The sequence below is a fragment of the Mycobacterium sp. 1164966.3 genome, from assembly GCF_001665395.1.
Classification (GTDB): Bacteria; Actinomycetota; Actinomycetes; order Mycobacteriales; family Mycobacteriaceae; genus Mycobacterium.
Genome location: NZ_LZSG01000060.1, coordinates 33,608 through 50,858, shown reverse-complemented (window position 1 = coordinate 50,858; position 17,251 = coordinate 33,608). Strand labels below are relative to the sequence as shown.

Below are 17,251 nucleotides of genomic sequence, written 5' to 3'. Positions count from 1 at the left end.
CACTCAGCCAGTGGCAGCGAGCCGGTCGGCAAGCACCCGCGGCCTCCCCGCCGAGCACGCACCAAGCTTGTTGCGCTCGACCTTGCCGTTGGCATTGACCGGCAGCGGCTCGTTCCAGAACACCAGTTCCTCGGGCAACTTGTACTTGGGCAGTCCCGCCGAGATGAGCGCGTCGGTGACCTTCGCGAGCGTCATGTCGGCGTCGGCGTCGAGAACCATTGCGACGGCAAGTCGTTCGCCGGTCGTGGCGTCGGCCACCGAGTATGCCGCGCAGTCGCGCACCCCGGCGATCCTGGCGACGGCCTCCTCCACCTCGACAGCCGCGATCTTCAGACCGTTGCGGATGATGATGTCCTTCAGGCGCCCGACGATGCGCACCCGGCCATCGGAGATTTCGGCCACGTCGCCGGTGTGAAACCACTCGCCATCGAATGCCTGCGCGTCGGCATCGGCGTCGGTATAGCCGAGGAATGTGTGCGGCCCCCTTATGCAGCACTCTGTCCGATCCGCTGCGGATCCGCCTTTCACCTCGACGTCGTCCAGCGCGACACCGTCATCGGCGTGACGCACCGCCGCGGACTCAGACCGAAGACCAGAGGTGCTCACCGGTACTTCGGACGAACCGTAGGCGCGCATCACAATAATCCCGAAATCGTCTTCGATGCGGGTGACGATGCGCCGGTCCAGCATGGTCCCGCCCAAATAGACCGCTTTTAGCGGCACATGCAGCCCGCGCGCCACCGCCTCGTCGAGCAGCCTGTCCAGCAAGCGATCGGGTCCGCCGTACCAAGTCGCACCCGACGAGACCAGCAGCTCACAGGTTTCGGCGGCATCCCAGTTGTCCTCGAGGACGACGGGCGCGCACAGCATCGGCGCGATGAACAACGCCTGCAGCACTCCAGTCACCGACGCCAGTGGACTGATGAGAAAAATCCGGTCCGCCGGGCCCAGTCCGGCTGCCGCGATGTAATTCGACGACGCCTTGATCAGCGTGCTCTGCGAGTGGATGACTCCCTTGGGCACCGAGGTGGTTCCCGACGTGTACAACACAAGGCAGGGCTCGTCGGCCGCACGCTGGGGCCGGTACGCAGTTTGCGGTGCAAAATCGCCGTCCAAAGCGATCCATGCCAACTGCGTGGACATCGCTTTCCGCAGGGCTGCAGGCCAATTCGGCGCGACGCCAAACTCAGCTCCCGTGCGCGTGACGATGTCCGTTAGCTGTGCCGCACCGACGTTGTGGGGCACAAGCAGGACCACGGCGTCGAGGCGCAACGTTGCATGGACGGCAATGACTGAATCCACGTCGTTACCCACGACCACAACGGCCGGCGTCGACGCTCCGACGCCCGAAGCCGCCAAAGTGCCAGAGGCCGCATCGATGCGCGAGTCGAGTTCGGCGTAGCTAAGCTCCGCCCCCCGGGCACACAGAGCCAGCTTCTCCGGATGTCGTGCCGCAGCGGCTCGAACGACGTCGGCCGGCTGATCCGACCAGAAGCCCGCCTCGCGGTATCGGTCCCGCAAGGCCGCGGCGCGCCGATGCGCACACTGCAACAGCTCCGGCGGCCCGTTCATCGATGTCCTCCGATGCAAATGATGGTTCTCACTCAGAGTAAATGTAACCTCTCAGAATGCCGTCAATGAATTTCGACAATCAGGTTGCAATCGTCACCGGTGCAGGCGGCGGCCTTGGCCGCTGTCACGCCATCGAACTCGCCCGCCGGGGTGCGCGCGTCGTAGTCAACGACCTGGGAAGTGCGGTGGACGGCACCGGTGCGTCCATATCGGCTGCGCAGGCAGTAGTCGACGAGATCACGTCGGCGCGCGGCACGGCGATCGCCAACGGCGACTCGGTCGCTACCGAGGAGGCCGGCGCGGCCATCGTGGCCGCGGCCATGGACACATTCGGGCGGGTCGACATTCTCATCAACAACGCGGGAATCCTGCGTGACGCGGCATTCAAGAACATGACCGCCGAACAGGTGGAGGCGGTCATTTCAGTTCACCTGTCCGGGGCGTTCCACGTCACCCGCGCGGTATGGCCGGTCATGCGCGAGCAGAACTACGGACGAATAGTCCAAACGACCTCGGGTACCGGCTTGTTCGGAAACTTCGGGCAGGCCAATTACGGCGCGGCCAAGATGGGGCTGGTCGGAATGATGCACGTGCTCGCCATCGAGGGAGCACGAAACGGCATCGCGATCAACGCGGTCGCACCGATCGCACGGACGCGGATGACCGAGACCATCATGGGCGAAGCAGGCAAGGCGATGGACCCTGAGTTGGTGACTCCGGTCGTGATTTATCTGTCGCATCGCGACTGTGACCGCACTGCCCACATTTATTCAGTGGGTGCGGGCAAGGTGTCGCGGGTGTTCATCGGTGTGACCAAAGGGATCGAGAACACCTCGCTCACTGCGGAATTAGTCGCTGAGGCGATCGACGAGATCGACGACGCCGGAACGTTCACGATCCGCGGTGGGACGGCGAAGGAGTGAGGGTCAGTGGCCCAAGAATCGCGGTTCGCGCCGCTCCGCGAACGACCGCAGACCCTCCTGAAGGTCAGTGGTTCGCGACACCGCCTCCTGCGCCCATGCCTCCTGCTCGAAAGCGCGGTCACGGCCGGACTCCGAGGACACCAACAGCAGTCGCTTGGTGTGTCCGAGCATCACCGTCGGCCCAGCCGCAAGCCGGCCGGCCAGCTCACCGGCGACCTCATCGACAACCTCCGGTGCGACCACGCGATTGACCAGTCCCAGCCGCTCACTGGTGGCAGCGTCGACGGGTTCGCCGAGCATCAACAGCTCCGTGGCCTTGCGCAGTCCCACGATCCTCGTCAGCAAATGAATGGCGCCGGAATCAGGAAGCACGCCGCGGTGCACGAAGGCCGCGACAAGCTTTGCCTCCGTGGACATGACGACCAGATCGCAGGCGAGAACCAGGCTGATTCCTGCCCCGGCCGCGGTGCCCTTCACCGCAGCGACCACCGGCTTGTCGCAGTCGAGGATTGATGAGACCAACCGTTGCCAGCCCTTCTGCAGCATCCGAGCGACGTCCCCTGACCGCTTGTCGGCCACGGGCGGCTGGGGCGCTGTTCCAGCGGGCAACCCAGCTCCTGCGCAGAAGTGCCGCTGTCCAGTCGCGCCCAGTAACACCGCACGCACCGTTGGGTCGTCGCCGGCGCGTTGGAAAGCCTCAGTCAACGCATCACGAGCCAACGGGGACAAGGAGTTTCCCGCTTCGGGCCGGTCAATGGTGATGCGGCAAACACCGTCGGCACCAACATCCGCCAGGATTCCTGCCTGCTCCTCGCTCAACTCACTCACCCCTGCCGTTAACGGCGTTTCCGCTTTTCGGGTATCTTAATTTCCACACTTGCCGGAGCCACGATATTCGCCAGAACTGAGGAGGCGCGCCATGACCCGCTCCTCTCAATCGGGGCTCATCACTGATGAGGGGCTGGCCAGGTTGCGTGCCACCATCGGCATCGCCGTTCCGCATACGCAGCCACCCCACTACCTCCGACCCAACGAGGACACCTTCCGCCACGTCGCCGAAGCCTACGGTGACGCCAATCCCCTGTGGGCCGATCCGGACTATGCCGCAAAGTCGGTATGGGGTGAATCGATCGCGCCGCCCGCTCTGGTGGGAGGTGACACGTTGATCGGCGAAGACGAAATCACCGAGCTCTCCGAGAACGACCGCTCCCTCACCAAGGGCGACCCACTGCGCGGGGTGCACGCGTTCTACGCGTCGTCCGCACGAGAGTGGTGGGCTCCGCTGCGGGCCAACCACCGGGTATTCAGGCGCAACGCGCTGATCGCTGCGCTCGACAAAAGCAGTGAGTTCGCCGGTCGGGCGATTCACGAGTGGTCGGCACAAGTCTTCCGGGACGACGAAGGCACCACTCTCGGCGGGCAGTACCGCAACATGATCCGCACCGAGCGCAGCAAGGCCCGCGGCCGCAAGAAATACGAGTCGATCGAACTCAAGACCTGGACAGCCCAGGAGATCGCCGAGATCGACGAACGCTACGCGCGGGAATCTCCGCGTGGCGCCGAACCGCGGTGGTGGGAAGACGTCAACGAGGGCGACGCACTCGGCACATTGACCAAGGGACCTCTCACCGTGACCGACATGGTCTGCTGGCATGTCGGCATGGGCACCGGTATGTACGGGGTGCGTCCCCTGCGGTTGGCGTGGCGCAACCGGCAACGCATTCCCCGCTTCTACACCCCGAACGACCATGGCGTACCCGATGTCCAGCAACGCGTGCACTGGGAACCGGACGCGGCCCGAAATGCCGGCAACCCCACCACTTTCGATTACGGCCGGATGCGGGAGACGTGGTTGATCCATCTGTGTACGGACTGGATGGGCGATGACGCCTGGTTGTGGAAGCTGGATTGTGAGTTCCGGTTGTTCAACTACGTGGGCGATCTGCACACCATCACCGGAACCGTGACTCGAAAGTACCTCGCCGAAGGCCAGCGCACCGCGGTCGATGTCGAACTCGCGGCGACCAACCACCGCAACGAGATCACCGCGCCGGGACACGCGACCATCTTGTTACCCAGCCGGGACCGCGGCCCGGTCCGGCTGCCCGATCCACCCGGCGGAGCGACGAACCTGACGGACCTGCTCACCGCCGTATCAGCTGAATTCGCAGAACGGTGACCGCTGCCGTGAGATATGCGAGCGTTCCCGGACTTCGGGCCGAGCACCAAGGCCCGGTTCTGTGCCTCACGCTGGACCGCGACGAGCGGCGCAACGCCGTCAATGACACGATGCTCGACGCATTGATCGAACACCTCGCCGCCGCAGGCATCGATGAGGCGGTGCGCGTCATCCGCATCGACGCCGACGGTCCTGACTTCTGCGCGGGTTCGGATCTCATCGCGAACAACGCCAAATCCGAGCGCAAACCGCGAGTGGGCAGTACACAGCGCCGGCTACCGAACAAGGCCAACCGGCTCATTCCGTTGATGCTGGAGACGCAGGTGCCGATCGTCGCGGTGGTCCGCGGCTGGGCGGCCGGCCTGGGGTTCCACATCGCGTTGGCGTCCGACTTCTGCGTGGCCGCCAAGGACGCTCGGTTCTGGGAACCGTTCATGGCCCGCGGCTTCACACCCGATAGCGGCGCCGCCTGGCTGCTGCCACGTTTAATCGGGATGGTGCGCACCCGACAGTTGCTGATGCTCGGCGAGGAGATCTCCGGCGCCACCGCTGCGGACTGGGGCATCATCCACCGCGCCTACGCACCCGAGCAATTGGCCTCTGCTGCAGAGGAACTCGTTACGCAACTTGGTGAGGCACCCACCGTTGCCCTCGGTCTCACCAAGTGGCTGCTACACAGCGGCAACGGACTCGATCTCGACCGCCATCTCCAGAACGAGGCCCTGGCGCTGGAATTATCGAGCCGCAGCGATGATTTCAAGGAGGGTCTGGCGGCCTTCCGCGACAAGCGCGACGCGAAGTTCCAGGGCCGCTAAACAAAGTGGACGGATCATGACGCGCTTGCCGATCACCGCCGACACCTCCGCCGCCGACGCCGTCGAGGCGGTGCGGCAATGGATCGCCGCGGAGGTGCCCGCGGCGTGGCGCTCGGCCGCCGCCGAGGGGCACGCTGCGTTGCGGGCCGTCCGCACCGCTGCCGACTACCGGGATTGGTATCCGACATTCGCCGACTCGGGACTGGTTGCACCGACCTGGCTTCCGGAGCACGGTGGCCTCGGCGTCGACAACGACGTTGCACGCGCCATCGAGGCCGTTCTCGCCCCGTTGCGGCTCGCGCGGCTGAATCCCCTGGGGCTCAACAACGCCGCGGCGGCATTATTAAGTCACGGCACCGAACAACAGCGACGGCGCTTCCTGCCGCCCATCGTCCGCAACGAAGAGAAATGGTGTCAGCTCTTCAGCGAACCCGGGGCAGGTTCCGATCTCGCGTCGTTGGCAACCCGGGCCGTACGCGACGGCGATCACTGGGTGATCTCCGGACAGAAGGTGTGGACCACGTGGGCCGATGAGGCAGACTTCGCGATCCTGCTGGCGCGCACCGATCCGGACCAGCCCAAGCACAAGGGCATTACGTACTTCCTGCTCGACATGCACCAACCGGGCGTCGACGTGCGACCGCTGCGCCAGATCACCGGTGAAGCGGAGTTCAATGAAGTCTTCCTCGATGGCGCGCAGGTGCCCGACGAGCAACGGGTCGGAGAAATCAATGACGGCTGGCGAGTCAGCGCGTCGACCCTGTCCAGCGAGCGGCAGATGGTTTCCGGATCCGGATCGGGCGGCATGGGCCGCCTGGGTGGTTCCAGCGCTGAGCGCTTGATCTCCCTGGCCCGAGAAACCGGGCGCTGGGACGACCCCGTGGTGCGAAGCAAGATCATGCGATTGTGGGCGCAGGAGCAGATCCGCGGCTGGACCAATGCGCGTGTCCGCGCGGCACTTTCGGCCGGCCAGTCGCCCGGTGCGGCGTCCTCGATCGGCAAGGTCCACCAAGCCACGCTCAATCAGCAGATCCAGAATCTGATGGTCGACTTGCTGGGCACTGCCGCAGTGGCGTGGCCGGCGAGCGGCGATCCTGACGCGTTGCCCCGCGAGGTGCAGGGCATGATGCGCAGTCTGGCCAACGCTACCGAGGGCGGCACGACCGACATCAACAAGAACATCCTCGGGGAGCGGGTACTCGGTCTGCCCAAAGAGCCGGATCCCTGGAAGGGCAAGCCCTGGAAGGAAATTCCACGCTCGTGACCGGCTACGAGCGACTGATCGTCGATAAGACCGACGGTGTCGGCTGGCTCATCCTGAACCGGCCAGATGCCGACAACGCGTTCGATGCACTGATGCTCGACGAACTCGAGGCTGCCTGGGCCGAGCTGGATGCCGACCGCGACGTGCATGTGATCGTCAATGCCGCCAACGGCAAGGCGTTCTGCACAGGAATGGACGTCGTGCAGGTGGCTCACGACAAGGCCGCCATGCGGCGGCACTCACGCCGCACAAGGGACGCCGAGCTGAAGATTTCGTCGTGGCACTGCGAGGTGTGGAAGCCGGTGATCGCGGCGGTCAATGGGGTGTGTGCGGGCGGGGGTCTGCACTTGGTCGCCGACGCCGACATCGTCGTCGCCGCCGAGGAGGCTTCGTTCGTCGACCCACATGTCTCGGTGGGTCAGGCCGTCGCGTACGAGGCAATCACACTGCTGCGTAAGTCGCCGATGGAGGCGATCACCCGAATGACGTTGAGCGGTAAGGGCGAGCGTATCTCGGCGCAACGCGCATACGAGCTCGGCATCGTCTCGGATGTGGTGCCGGGCGATCAGCTTCGGGCAACCGCCGGCCGGCTGGCCGCCGCGGTCGCAACCAACTCCCCCACCGCAATGCGCACCACCAAGAAGGCATTGTGGCATGCCCTCGAAGTCGGCCTGTCCGCAGCCAAACACTCGGCCAGCGAAGAGATCTGGCGGTTGCGCAATCACGCCGACCATGCCGAGGGCGCACGCGCGTGGCGCGATAAGCGGCCCGCTCGCTGGCAGCCGCTTGACCCCGTGGAGATTTTATGACCTACCAGAGGCTCATCGTTGAGCGGCGCGGCCCAGTCGGCTGGATCATCAACAACCGACCCGATCGACTCAATGCATACGACGCGACGATGCGTGCGGAATTCCCCAGGGCGTGGGCGGAATTGGATGCGGACCCCAGCGTGCGGGTCATCGTGCACACCGGCAATGGCAGGGCCTTTCAGGTCGGCGCCGACGTTGAGGATCTAGACGGTGAGGCGGTGCAGCAGTTCCAGGAGTCGATGCGCACCCTGGACCTGAAGTTGACCGGTTGGCATTGCAATGTAGGAAAGCCCGTCATCACGGCCGTCAACGGGGTGTGCGCAGGCGGTGGATTGCACTGGGTTGCCGACGCCGATGTCGTCATCGCGTCGTCGGACGCAACCTTCGTCGACCCGCACGTCTCCATCGGTCAGGTCAGCGCGCTGGAGACCATTGCGCTGATGCGAAAAATGCCCGCCGAGGCGGTGTTGAGGATGGCGCTCGTCGGCAGCCACGAACGTCTGACCGCCCAACGCGCGTACGAGCTCGGGATGATCAGTCAGATCGTCGACCCGCCCGACAAGCTGCGCGACGTCGCACAGGAACTGGCCGAGAAAATCGCGATGAACTCACCCGCAGCGATGCGGGCGACCAAGCGCGCGTTGTGGGGGGCGCTCGAACACGGCTTGACAGATGCGTGCCGAGCGGGCGCCAAGCACTTGACGTCGATGTGGGGTCATCCCGACCAGAACGAAGGGCCGCAGGCATTCGCCGACAAACGCACACCCAATTGGCAACCGCTGGAGCCTGACTCGTGAGTCTCGCCGAATTGCTGGCCGACCTGCCCGGTACGGCCGTGCACACTTTGACCGTCGATGTCTCGCGCGACGACCTGGTCGCGAGTGCGGACCGCCTGGCCGCCGTACTCGCCGAAGCTGGTTTGGTAACCGGACAAGTCGTCGCCGCCATGCTGCCCAATGACGCGACCACGGTGGCCGCTCTGTTCGGGACATGGAAAGGGGGTGGGGTCTACACGCCGCTCAACCCGCGCGCCGCCGATGCGGAGCTGACGTCCCAACTCGCCACCTTGCGGCCGGTCGCTGTGATCACGACACCCGAACTGGCCCATCGGTTCTCGGAATCTACGTTGCCCGTCGTGGCCGGGTCGAAGTTGATGTGGTCACTGTCGCCATCGGCAGAGCCGTCGCCCGAACCGCGGCAATACGACGCGGACGTGGCGCTTCTGCAGTTCACGTCGGGAACCACTGGGCCGCCGAAGCCGGTGCCGCTGCGTCATGCCACCGTGCTCGACCTGATCGACCGCCTGTTGGCAAAGCTCCGCGGCGCAAAACCGGTGGCGGCCAAGGCAAACCGGACGCCGATGCCGAACCTCGTGCCGCTCTCATTGTCCTTGTGGGCCGGGATCTACCAAGTGCTGTTCGCCTTTCGGGCGGGTTCGGGTGTCGTGTTGATGGACAAGTTCTCGCCTTCCGAGTTCGCCGCACTGGTCAAGCGGCATCAGTTGCGCTCCACGGTGCTACCTCCCGCGGCGTTGACGATGGTCCTGCACGACGAGTCAGTCACCGACCTGTCACCGCTGAAAATCGTGCGATCGATCACCGCTCCCCTGTCCCCCGTGCAAGCCGGTCGGTTTCGCGACAAGTTCGGTGTGATCGTGCTCAACTCCTATGGCCAAACCGAACTGGGTGGCGAAGTCGTCGGATGGTCGGCCGCCGACGCGCGGGAATGGGGCGAGACCAAGCTCGGTTCGGTGGGACGTCCGCTGCCCGGCATTGATGTCACGATCGCCGACGACGAGGTGATGGTCCGCACGCCCACCACGGCGTCTCGCCAGATCGACCCGGCGTTCCTCGACAGGCTCACCGATGATGGCTGGTTTCGCACCGGCGACCTCGGGTGGTTCGACGACGACGGATTCCTGTGGCTGGACGGCCGAGTGTCGGACATGATCAACCGCGGTGGCCTGAAGGTCTTCCCGGGCACGGTGGAAGATGTACTGCTGGCCGCCGAGGGAGTACGCGAAGCGGCGGTGGTCGGGATTCCCGATGAGCGCCTCGGCGAGGTGCCCTGGGCGTTCGTCGCTTGTCACGACCGCGCGCTGTCCGAAGACGACCTAATCGCCTGGTGCCGTGAACGCCTGACGCCCTACCGCGTACCCGTGCGGGTGGTATTCGTTGAAGAGCTGCCGCGCAACGATGTCGGCAAGGTCGTCAGACGCGAGCTGGCCGGGATGGCTAGCGCCTGATATCTGAGTCGGCCGCTGCGCATGGCATCGGCCACTTCAGGAACCTCTAGGGCCGGTAGCGGCCGTATACAGCCGTTTGCTATCTTGAGAATAAACATTCTCACACATGGTGGAGGCGCTGGTGACCGACGGAAAAGCATTCGAGGTCTGGGACGCCGACAACCACATGTACGAGACCATCGATGCCTACACACGGTATCTACCCGAGAAGTACTCCGAGGCGCTGAAATTCGTCGACGTGAACGGACGCAAGAAGCTGCAGATCCTCGGCGTAGTCACCGAGTGCATCCCGAACCCGACCTACGAGGTGATCCCGACCCCTGGTGCGTGGGCCGACTACTACCGCGGCATCAATCCCGAGGGCAAGTCTCTGCGTGAACTGGCCGAGCCCATCCGCTGCCCCGACGCGTTCCGGCGCCCGGACCTGCGGCTGGAGCTAATGGACAAGCAAGGTGTCGACGGCGCGGTGATGTTCCCGACCACGGCGGGCATGCTCGAGGAACGCACCAAGTCCGACACCGAACTGACCCACGGCGTGACGCATGCCTTTAACCGCTGGCTGCTCGACGACTGGACGTTCAACTACCAGAACCGCATCTTCCCCGTGCCCGCGATCTCGCTCAACGATCCAGCCGGAGGGGTCAAGGAACTCGAGTGGTGCCTGGAGAACGGCGCCCGAACGGTGCTGATCCGGCCGGCCCCGGTACCGCGTGCAGACGGAACTTCTCGCTCGCCGGCGCTACCCGAGTTCGACGACTTCTGGCGGCTCATCGAGTCATCGGGTATCTCGGTGCAGATGCACAATTCGGATTCCGGGTACGACCGTTACGTCGACGATTGGGAAGGCGGCGACGAGTTCCAGGGGTTTCAGCTCACCAAGCTTCGCGGGTTCATCTACGAAGAGAGCCGCCACATCTTCGACACGCTTGCGGCATTCATCGCCCATGGCGTGTTCGAGCGCTTCCCCGGCCTGCGCATCGGCGTGGTCGAGAACGGCGGGTCGTGGGCTCAGCGGTTGATGGAGGTGTTCGACCGGGTATATCGCAAGAAGCCCAAGGACTTCAGCGAACACCCATGTGACGTCTTCCGCAGGCACGTTTGGGTCAACCCGTTCCATGAAGAGGACATGTCACACCTCATCGACGTGCTCGGCGCCGACCGGGTGATGTTCGGTTCGGACTTCCCGCATCCAGAGGGACTTGCCCAGCCCGCCGAATTCGTCAAGGAACTCGCGAACCTTCCCGCCGACACCACGGCACGCGTCATGGGCGGAAATTTGAAGCAGCTCATCGGCCTGTAGCGAGTCAGGAACCGAACCGCGCACGCAGTTCGTTCTTCAGCACCTTCCCAGTAAGGTTTCGCGGCAGCGCTCCCACCACTTCGAGTCGCTCCGGAAATTTGTGCCGGCTCAAGCCGTGCGCCTGGCAGTGTCCGGCCAACACGTCGAGTGTCAGTTCGCGTCCGGGCTCAGCGACAACGACCGCGCAAACCCGTTCACCCGTGCGAGGATCCGGGACCCCGATGACCGCGACGTCGGCCACTGCGGGATGGGCGGCCAGTAGGTCCTCGATTTCCAGCGCCGAAATGTTCTCGGCGTTGCGGATGATCGCATCCTTGACGCGGCCAGTGATGGTGACGTTACCGTCGCCGTCGATGCGTCCGAGATCGCCACTGCGGAACCACCCGTCGTTGTCAAATGCGCCGGCGTCCAACGAACCGTCGACATATCCCAGGAAGCACTGCGGTCCCTTGAGCCGAAGTTCACCTTCCTGACCGACGCTAACCTCGCGCTCGCTGTCGTCGACGACGCGCACAGACACTCCCGCAACCGGACGTCCCACCGTCCGGTCGAGGAGATCCGGGGCGGCTTCCGGTTGCTGCGACGTCGCGACCGGGAACTCAGTCAAACCCCAGGAATTGGCGACGCCGTTCACCGAAAACGTTTCCCGCACTTGCCGTCCCAACTCTGCCGTGATCGGCGCGCCACCGGCGACGCACCCACGTAGATCCGGGTAGAGCGGTTGGGCTCCGTGGGCGCGCTGCGCGGCCATGAACGCGACAAAAAACGGCGTCGCAGTGCCTAACAGAGTTGGCCGGTGTGCGGCGATCGCCTGCGGTGTGGTCGCGGGATCGAACGTGTCGAACAGCACCAACCGCATGCCGGTCCGCAAGCTGCCCGCGAGCATCGCCGCGCCACCGATGTGCGAGATCGGAAATGCGATTGGGTTGACGTCACTACTCGATGCCCCCACGATGCCGACCACCCCCGCAGAACCCGCGATCACCGAACGGTCGCAATGCCGAGCACCTTTCGGCGCCGCCGTGGTACCCGAGGAGTAGTAGACCCAGCGTGGGGCCTCAGCGGATGCCGGCGGCGCAGGCAGCGTGGCCGGATCGCCGGTCGGCAACCGCAGCGCCGCGGTGATCGGCGCGTCATGGTCGATAAGCACGACGGCCATCGGCTGTTGCGCCGCTAGTTCCCGGGCAAGCGCGGTGTGGTCGAAACCGCGCCACTGACCGGGCACGACCAAAACCTCAGTCCCGAGTTGTCCGGTCGCGAAGCGAACTTCACGTTGACGCCAAATCGGCAGGATGGGATTCTGCACGGCACCTAATCGGGTAAGTGCGACCATCACCACCATCGTTTCCAATGTGGTCGGCAATTGCCACGACACCACAGTGCCCTCTCCCACCCCGAAAGCGGCCAGCGCCGCTGCCGTCCGCAATGCCTCGTCGCGAAGTTGGCCGCAGGTCAGGCTGCGACCGAAGTCGTCCGCGAGAACAACTCGGTCCGGATGTTCTTGCGCCACCGCGTCGACGAGACCCCAGTACGTTCCGTCGGGCACTTCCGTACTCACCGGCTCGGCAACAAAAGCCGACGTTTGGCGAGGATGTTACGCATCATCTCGGAACTTCCGCCGGAAATCGTATAGGCGCGTGACCACAGCCAGCATTCTCGCAGACGTTGTTTGGCCTGTTCGACACTCGGATCGGCAGTTACCGTGCACACCGTCGCCGCGAGTTCGGCGCCGTATGCCGAAACCCGGTGGTAGGTCTCGGCGAAACTCAGCTTGGCGATTGAACCGTCACCCGGTTGCTCGGCACCGGTGACGAGACGTTCGACATGGTCATCGATGAAAGACTTGGCCACTTCGACTTCGACCGCGAGCTCGGCAACTGCATGGCGGATGTCATCGTGTTGGAGCGCTGGGGTGCCGTCAAGAATGGCGTTGCGCGCCACCATCACCAGATCATCGATCAGCAGCTCGAGCAAGATGACGTTGGCGCCGATCCCGAAGCGTTCGAAGTCCAAGCCCGCCATGATGATCGACCAACCCTGGCCGACCTCGCCGATCAGGCTTGCTGCGGGCACCGTCGCGCCGTCGAGGAACACTTCGTTCACCTCGATCGCCTCGTTGATCGTCCGGATCGGACGAACCTCGACGCCAGGCGTCGACATCGGCACCGCAAACACCGAAAGGCCGTGGTGTCGCGATGAATTCGGGTCGGTGCGGATGAGCGCTAGCCCCATGTCGGCCCAATGTCCGTCGGTGATCCAGATCTTTTGACCGTCGATCACCCACGTTCCGTCGGGCTGCTGGACAGCCTTGCTGCGGATGGCGGCGATATCGCTGCCGGCGTCAGGCTCGCTGAGCAACTGGCACCAGATATGCTCGCTGCGGCGAATGGGTGAGAGCCATGCGGCCTTCTGGTCGACCGACCCAAAATGCAGCAGCACGTGGGCCGCAAGGTTCACCTGGTCGACGGGCCGCGGAGCACGGGCACGCAGGATTTCCTCGCTGACGATGCGGTCATGCAGCGGGTGATGATCGGCGCGGCCGCCATGCTCGACGGGCCAGTCTGCGCCCACGAAGCCCGCGGCGAACAACGTGGCGAACCATCTACGCAACTGCGCTTCCTCCTCGGCGTTTTCCGGTGCCCGGCGCCCTTCCCTCGCTTCGAATGTCGGCGCGTATTCAGCGATATGCGCTCTGACGCGCTGTCTGAACTCCGTCAACTGCGCGTCGCTTGGTCGGACAACTGCGGCGCTCACCAGCCCGTCCTTTCCGCAAAAAGCGCCCGACTGGAACGAGCCGTGCCGAGCAGATAGGCGTTGGTGAAGACCCGGCGCAGCTCATGGTGCAGCGGGTACTCCCAGGTGAAACCGATGCCCCCGGACAGTTGCATGCATTCGTCGACGGCAGCGGTCGCCTTTGCAGTGACGAACGCGTGCGCCGCCGCGGACAAAGCGACGGCGTCATCCGCAAGGTCACCGGCCGCCAGGGCGCGGGCAGCCTTCATGACGACCGCGCGGGCCTTCACCTCGAAGATCAATAGATCCACCAGCCGGTGTTGCACCGCTTGGAAACTCGCGATCGGCACACCGAAGGCGGTGCGCCCCTTCAGGTAGCCGACCAGCCGCTCGAATGTGCCCGATAGCGCTCCTAGCGAATCCGCGCTGAGCAGAACCCTGGCCACCGCTAGCAGCTGAGCGGCTCGTTGCGGACCGGCGATCAGAACACCCTGTGTCCCAGCGACATTGACACGCCATGCGGCGCGGTCGACATCCAGCAGTTCGTCGTCGGCGCTCCTCGGCATTGCTTGAGACGCCTCGAATACATGGATCCCGTTGTGCCCCAGCGTGATCAAGATATCGATCGCGTCGCCGCGCGCAACCCGAACGGTGTCGCCGGACAGCGCACAGCCTGCGGTCGCGGTTCCGTCGAGCATCGCACGCAGCCATCGGTCCCGCACGTCGCGGGGGGCCGAAGTCAATGCCGCAGCTGCCAGCACGCAGCCGAACCACGTCGAGGAGTTCCGCGCGCGGCCGAGTTCCTCGGCGATAACTGTCGTCTCAACCGGGCGCCATCCGCTGCCACCAAGATTCTCCTCGACGAGCAGCCCCGTCCAGTCCGTCGCCGCGAGCTCTTTGACGGAGTCCTGGGCGACCCGGCCAGTCAGGAAATCGCGTGCCGATGCGCGCAGCAGAACGAGGTCGACGTCCACCCCGTCTGCGTCAGCCATGGAGTTTTAGCTCCGCCCTATCAACTGGTCAGCGTTGTCACGCATGATCCGTTTCTTGGTGGCATCGTCGAGCGGGTCGAGCAATTTGACGAAGTCGGCGGGCTCGGCCAGCCCTTCCGCATGCGGGTAGTCGGAGCCCATGACGAGGCAGTCGTCGTAGCCCAGGCTGTTGACGATCGCGGGAGTGTCGTCCTCGGGATACGGCACCACCCGAACGTGCTGCCGGAAGATGGCGGACGGCTTTTCCGTCAGTTTCCCGCCGATCCATGGACCATTTCGGCCCATGCCGCGGCTTTTGTCCATGTGCTTGGTGAAGAACGGCACCCACTCTGCACCGTGTTCGGCGACAAGCACGTTCAACCGTGGGAATCGGCCGAACAGGTTGTCGAAGATCAGGGCTGACAGGGTGTCCTCGATTGGGCGCTGGCCGTAGATGTTCATCCACTGCCAGGCCGACATGTGCCACGAGGCAGGATCTGCGCAGTGGCCCCAAGCAGGTGAGATCGCATCGAAGTACCAGAAAGGCATGATGTGGAACACCAGGACACAGTTGGCTTCCTGAAGCCTGGCGTAAATCGGGTCAAAGTAGGGGTCGCCTGGAGACCTACCGTATGCCGGGCCCGTTGGCAGCAGGACAAACTTTGCGCCCTGCGCGATCAATGCGTCCGTTTCGGCGACGGCCGAGTCGAGGTCGCGAAGTGAAAGCAGCCCGGTCGCGTAGATGCGGTCCTGGTAGTTGAACCCCCACTCCTCGTCGAACCATCGGTTGAACGACCGGAGATTGGCATACAGCGCCGCGGTGTCATCAACGTAGTGCTCGGCAGACAGGGCCATGCCGCTCGGATAGATCACCATCCGCTCGACGTTCTGCTTCTCCATCACCGCGAGCCGTGCTGAACGCTCGATGTATTCGGGTTGCATCGGCTGCGGCTCGTAGGACTCCTCCGGGTTGCCGGTTCCCATCTGCCTCAGCATCTCTTTCAGCGATCCGGGGCGGTATGCGACGTCCAGACCCAGCCCCCCTTCACTGTTGAAGGTTGCGACACGATGGCCGGCGAGGATCACCTCGACCCCGTCCGCTCCGCGCACGGTAGTGATGGCGCGATCCTGGAACTCTTTGGGCAGGTGGCGGGTAAACGCATCCCGAGTCTCGTAGCAATGCGTATCGCAGTCGATGATCCCGTAGTCGAGTTTGGTCGTCACCGCGCGGCTCCTTCATGCGAGAATGATGATTCTCCTATTTCAGAAAAGATACTATCCTCGTCCGGGAATGCCTATCCCGGGTCGGGCTGGGCGCACCGGAAGGCAGCGCATGGCGATCGATGAGACCGACGAACTCCGGCAGGCGGTGCGGGGGTTTCTGGAGGTCACGTCGCCGACCGGGCGGGTTCGCGAACTGATGGCCACCGAGCCGGGATACGACCAGGCCGAGTGGCGTCAAATGGCCGGCGAGCTCGGACTGCACGGCATCGCCGTTCCCGAGGAGTTCGGCGGCGCCGGTGCCACGTTGTCCGAACTCGCAGTCGTGTTCGAGGAGATGGGCGCCGCGCTGTTATGTGCACCGTTCTTCTCCACCGTCGCACTGGCCACGCAAGCGATCCTGTGCAGTGGCGACACCAGCGCAATGGGCGACTACCTACCGGGTTTCGTCGACGGATCCACGACCGCGACGCTCGTCCTTAACGGCCAGCTCGATGCCTGGGATGCGGAAGCCGTCACGCTGACGGCACACACCGACGGTCCCGGTCATCGGATTCAGGGCGAAACGGCTCTCGTCCTCGACGGCCACAGCGCCGATGTTGTTCTGGCCGCGGCGAATACGAGCGCAGGCACGTCGCTGTTCGCGATGTCGGGGGACGCCGACGGGCTCACCCGTGCACCGCTCACGACTCTGGACCGCACGCGAAAAATCGCACGTTTACAGTTCCACGACGTCCCCGCCCGGTTGATCGGAACCGAGGGTGACGCAGCCGCGGGCTTGGCCCGCACCTGCGACCTCGCGATCGCTGCACTGGCCTCTGAGCAGGTCGGTGCCGCCCAACGCTGCCTCGACATGGCCGTGGGCTACGCCCAGGAGCGAATCCAGTTCGGGCGACCCATCGGCAGCTTTCAGGCCATCAAACACCGGTGTGCCGACATGCTGGTGCTCGTCGAGGGCGCCCGCTCAGCCGCCGTCCATGCTGCGGAAACCGCCGACGGCAACGACCTGCCGATCGCTGCGTCAGTGGCGAAGATGGCCTGCTCGGAAGCCTTTCTGCAAGTCGCGTTGGACAACATGCGAATCCACGGCGGCATCGGATTCACCTGGGAGCACGACGCACATCTCTACGTTCGGCGGGCCAAGGTCACCGAAATGATCTTCGGCAGCCCCGACCACCATGCCCAGCGCTTGGCATCACTCGTCAGCACCTGAAAGGAC

At 64.5% G+C, this 17,251-nt stretch carries 15 protein-coding genes; 9 read left to right on the top strand and 6 right to left on the bottom strand.

Annotation, left to right across the window (positions count from 1 at the left end; translation table 11 throughout):
* Nucleotides 1-3: 3 nt before the first annotated feature.
* Nucleotides 4-1,572: a class I adenylate-forming enzyme family protein gene (locus tag A9W99_RS20840; RefSeq protein WP_067382604.1), complete on the bottom strand. Its 1,569-nt coding sequence runs from the start codon at nt 1,570-1,572 to the stop codon at nt 4-6.
* A 56-nt stretch (nt 1,573-1,628) separates the two neighbouring features.
* On the opposite strand from A9W99_RS20840, the gene A9W99_RS20835 reads away from it, so the two are divergent.
* Nucleotides 1,629-2,495 (top strand): SDR family NAD(P)-dependent oxidoreductase, encoded by an 867-nt coding sequence (locus A9W99_RS20835; protein ID WP_067382601.1) that lies wholly within the window; start codon nt 1,629-1,631, stop codon nt 2,493-2,495.
* 3 nt (nt 2,496-2,498) lie between these two features.
* Here the strand turns inward: A9W99_RS20835 and A9W99_RS20830 are convergent, their stop codons facing one another.
* Nucleotides 2,499-3,323, bottom strand: a complete 825-nt coding sequence (locus A9W99_RS20830) for an enoyl-CoA hydratase/isomerase family protein (protein WP_067382599.1) — start codon at nt 3,321-3,323, stop codon at nt 2,499-2,501.
* Between the two features lie 91 nt (nt 3,324-3,414).
* Here A9W99_RS20830 and A9W99_RS20825 point away from each other — a divergent pair, with 91 nt between their 5' ends.
* From A9W99_RS20825 to A9W99_RS20795, 7 genes are all read left to right on the top strand, one after another.
* On the top strand, nt 3,415-4,674 hold the full coding sequence (locus A9W99_RS20825) for a hypothetical protein (protein WP_067382595.1): 1,260 nt from the start codon (nt 3,415-3,417) through the stop codon (nt 4,672-4,674).
* An 8-nt stretch (nt 4,675-4,682) separates the two neighbouring features.
* Complete coding sequence (locus A9W99_RS20820; protein WP_067382650.1) at nt 4,683-5,489, top strand: enoyl-CoA hydratase/isomerase family protein; 807 nt, start codon at nt 4,683-4,685, stop codon at nt 5,487-5,489.
* Nucleotides 5,490-5,505: 16 nt separating this feature from the next.
* The gene (locus A9W99_RS20815; protein WP_067382592.1) at nt 5,506-6,753 is read left to right on the top strand and encodes an acyl-CoA dehydrogenase family protein; all 1,248 of its coding nucleotides are present in this window, start codon (nt 5,506-5,508) and stop codon (nt 6,751-6,753) included.
* On the top strand, nt 6,750-7,562 hold the full coding sequence (locus tag A9W99_RS20810) for an enoyl-CoA hydratase/isomerase family protein (protein WP_067382589.1): 813 nt from the start codon (nt 6,750-6,752) through the stop codon (nt 7,560-7,562). The genes A9W99_RS20815 and A9W99_RS20810 overlap by 4 nt, the downstream gene beginning before the upstream one ends.
* On the top strand, nt 7,559-8,359 hold the full coding sequence (locus A9W99_RS20805) for an enoyl-CoA hydratase/isomerase family protein (protein ID WP_067382586.1): 801 nt from the start codon (nt 7,559-7,561) through the stop codon (nt 8,357-8,359). The genes A9W99_RS20810 and A9W99_RS20805 overlap by 4 nt, the downstream gene beginning before the upstream one ends.
* Nucleotides 8,356-9,807: a class I adenylate-forming enzyme family protein gene (locus tag A9W99_RS20800; RefSeq protein ID WP_067382583.1), complete on the top strand. Its 1,452-nt coding sequence runs from the start codon at nt 8,356-8,358 to the stop codon at nt 9,805-9,807. The genes A9W99_RS20805 and A9W99_RS20800 overlap by 4 nt, the downstream gene beginning before the upstream one ends.
* 106 nt (nt 9,808-9,913) lie before the next feature.
* Nucleotides 9,914-11,107 carry an amidohydrolase family protein gene (locus tag A9W99_RS20795; RefSeq protein ID WP_082930129.1) on the top strand — a complete coding sequence of 398 codons (1,194 nt, stop codon included), beginning with the start codon at nt 9,914-9,916 and terminating at the stop codon, nt 11,105-11,107.
* A 4-nt stretch (nt 11,108-11,111) separates the two neighbouring features.
* On the opposite strand, the gene A9W99_RS20790 is transcribed toward A9W99_RS20795, so the two are convergent.
* Genes A9W99_RS20790 through A9W99_RS20775 form a run of 4 tightly spaced genes read right to left on the bottom strand, consistent with a single transcriptional unit; the run spans nt 11,112 to nt 16,035 of the window.
* A complete protein-coding gene (locus A9W99_RS20790; protein WP_371514976.1) occupies nt 11,112-12,617 on the bottom strand; it encodes a class I adenylate-forming enzyme family protein in 1,506 nt (501 codons plus the stop codon).
* Nucleotides 12,618-12,661: 44 nt separating this feature from the next.
* Nucleotides 12,662-13,861, bottom strand: a complete 1,200-nt coding sequence (locus A9W99_RS20785; protein WP_067382578.1) for an acyl-CoA dehydrogenase family protein — start codon at nt 13,859-13,861, stop codon at nt 12,662-12,664.
* A complete protein-coding gene (locus tag A9W99_RS20780; RefSeq protein ID WP_067382575.1) occupies nt 13,858-14,832 on the bottom strand; it encodes an acyl-CoA dehydrogenase in 975 nt (324 codons plus the stop codon). The genes A9W99_RS20785 and A9W99_RS20780 overlap by 4 nt, the downstream gene beginning before the upstream one ends.
* 6 nt (nt 14,833-14,838) lie before the next feature.
* Nucleotides 14,839-16,035, bottom strand: coding sequence for an amidohydrolase family protein (locus tag A9W99_RS20775; protein ID WP_067382572.1), 1,197 nt, complete (start codon nt 16,033-16,035; stop codon nt 14,839-14,841).
* Between the two features lie 109 nt (nt 16,036-16,144).
* Between A9W99_RS20775 and A9W99_RS20770 the strand changes: the two genes are divergently transcribed.
* Complete coding sequence (locus A9W99_RS20770; protein WP_067382569.1) at nt 16,145-17,245, top strand: acyl-CoA dehydrogenase family protein; 1,101 nt, start codon at nt 16,145-16,147, stop codon at nt 17,243-17,245.
* Nucleotides 17,246-17,251 lie beyond the last annotated feature (6 nt).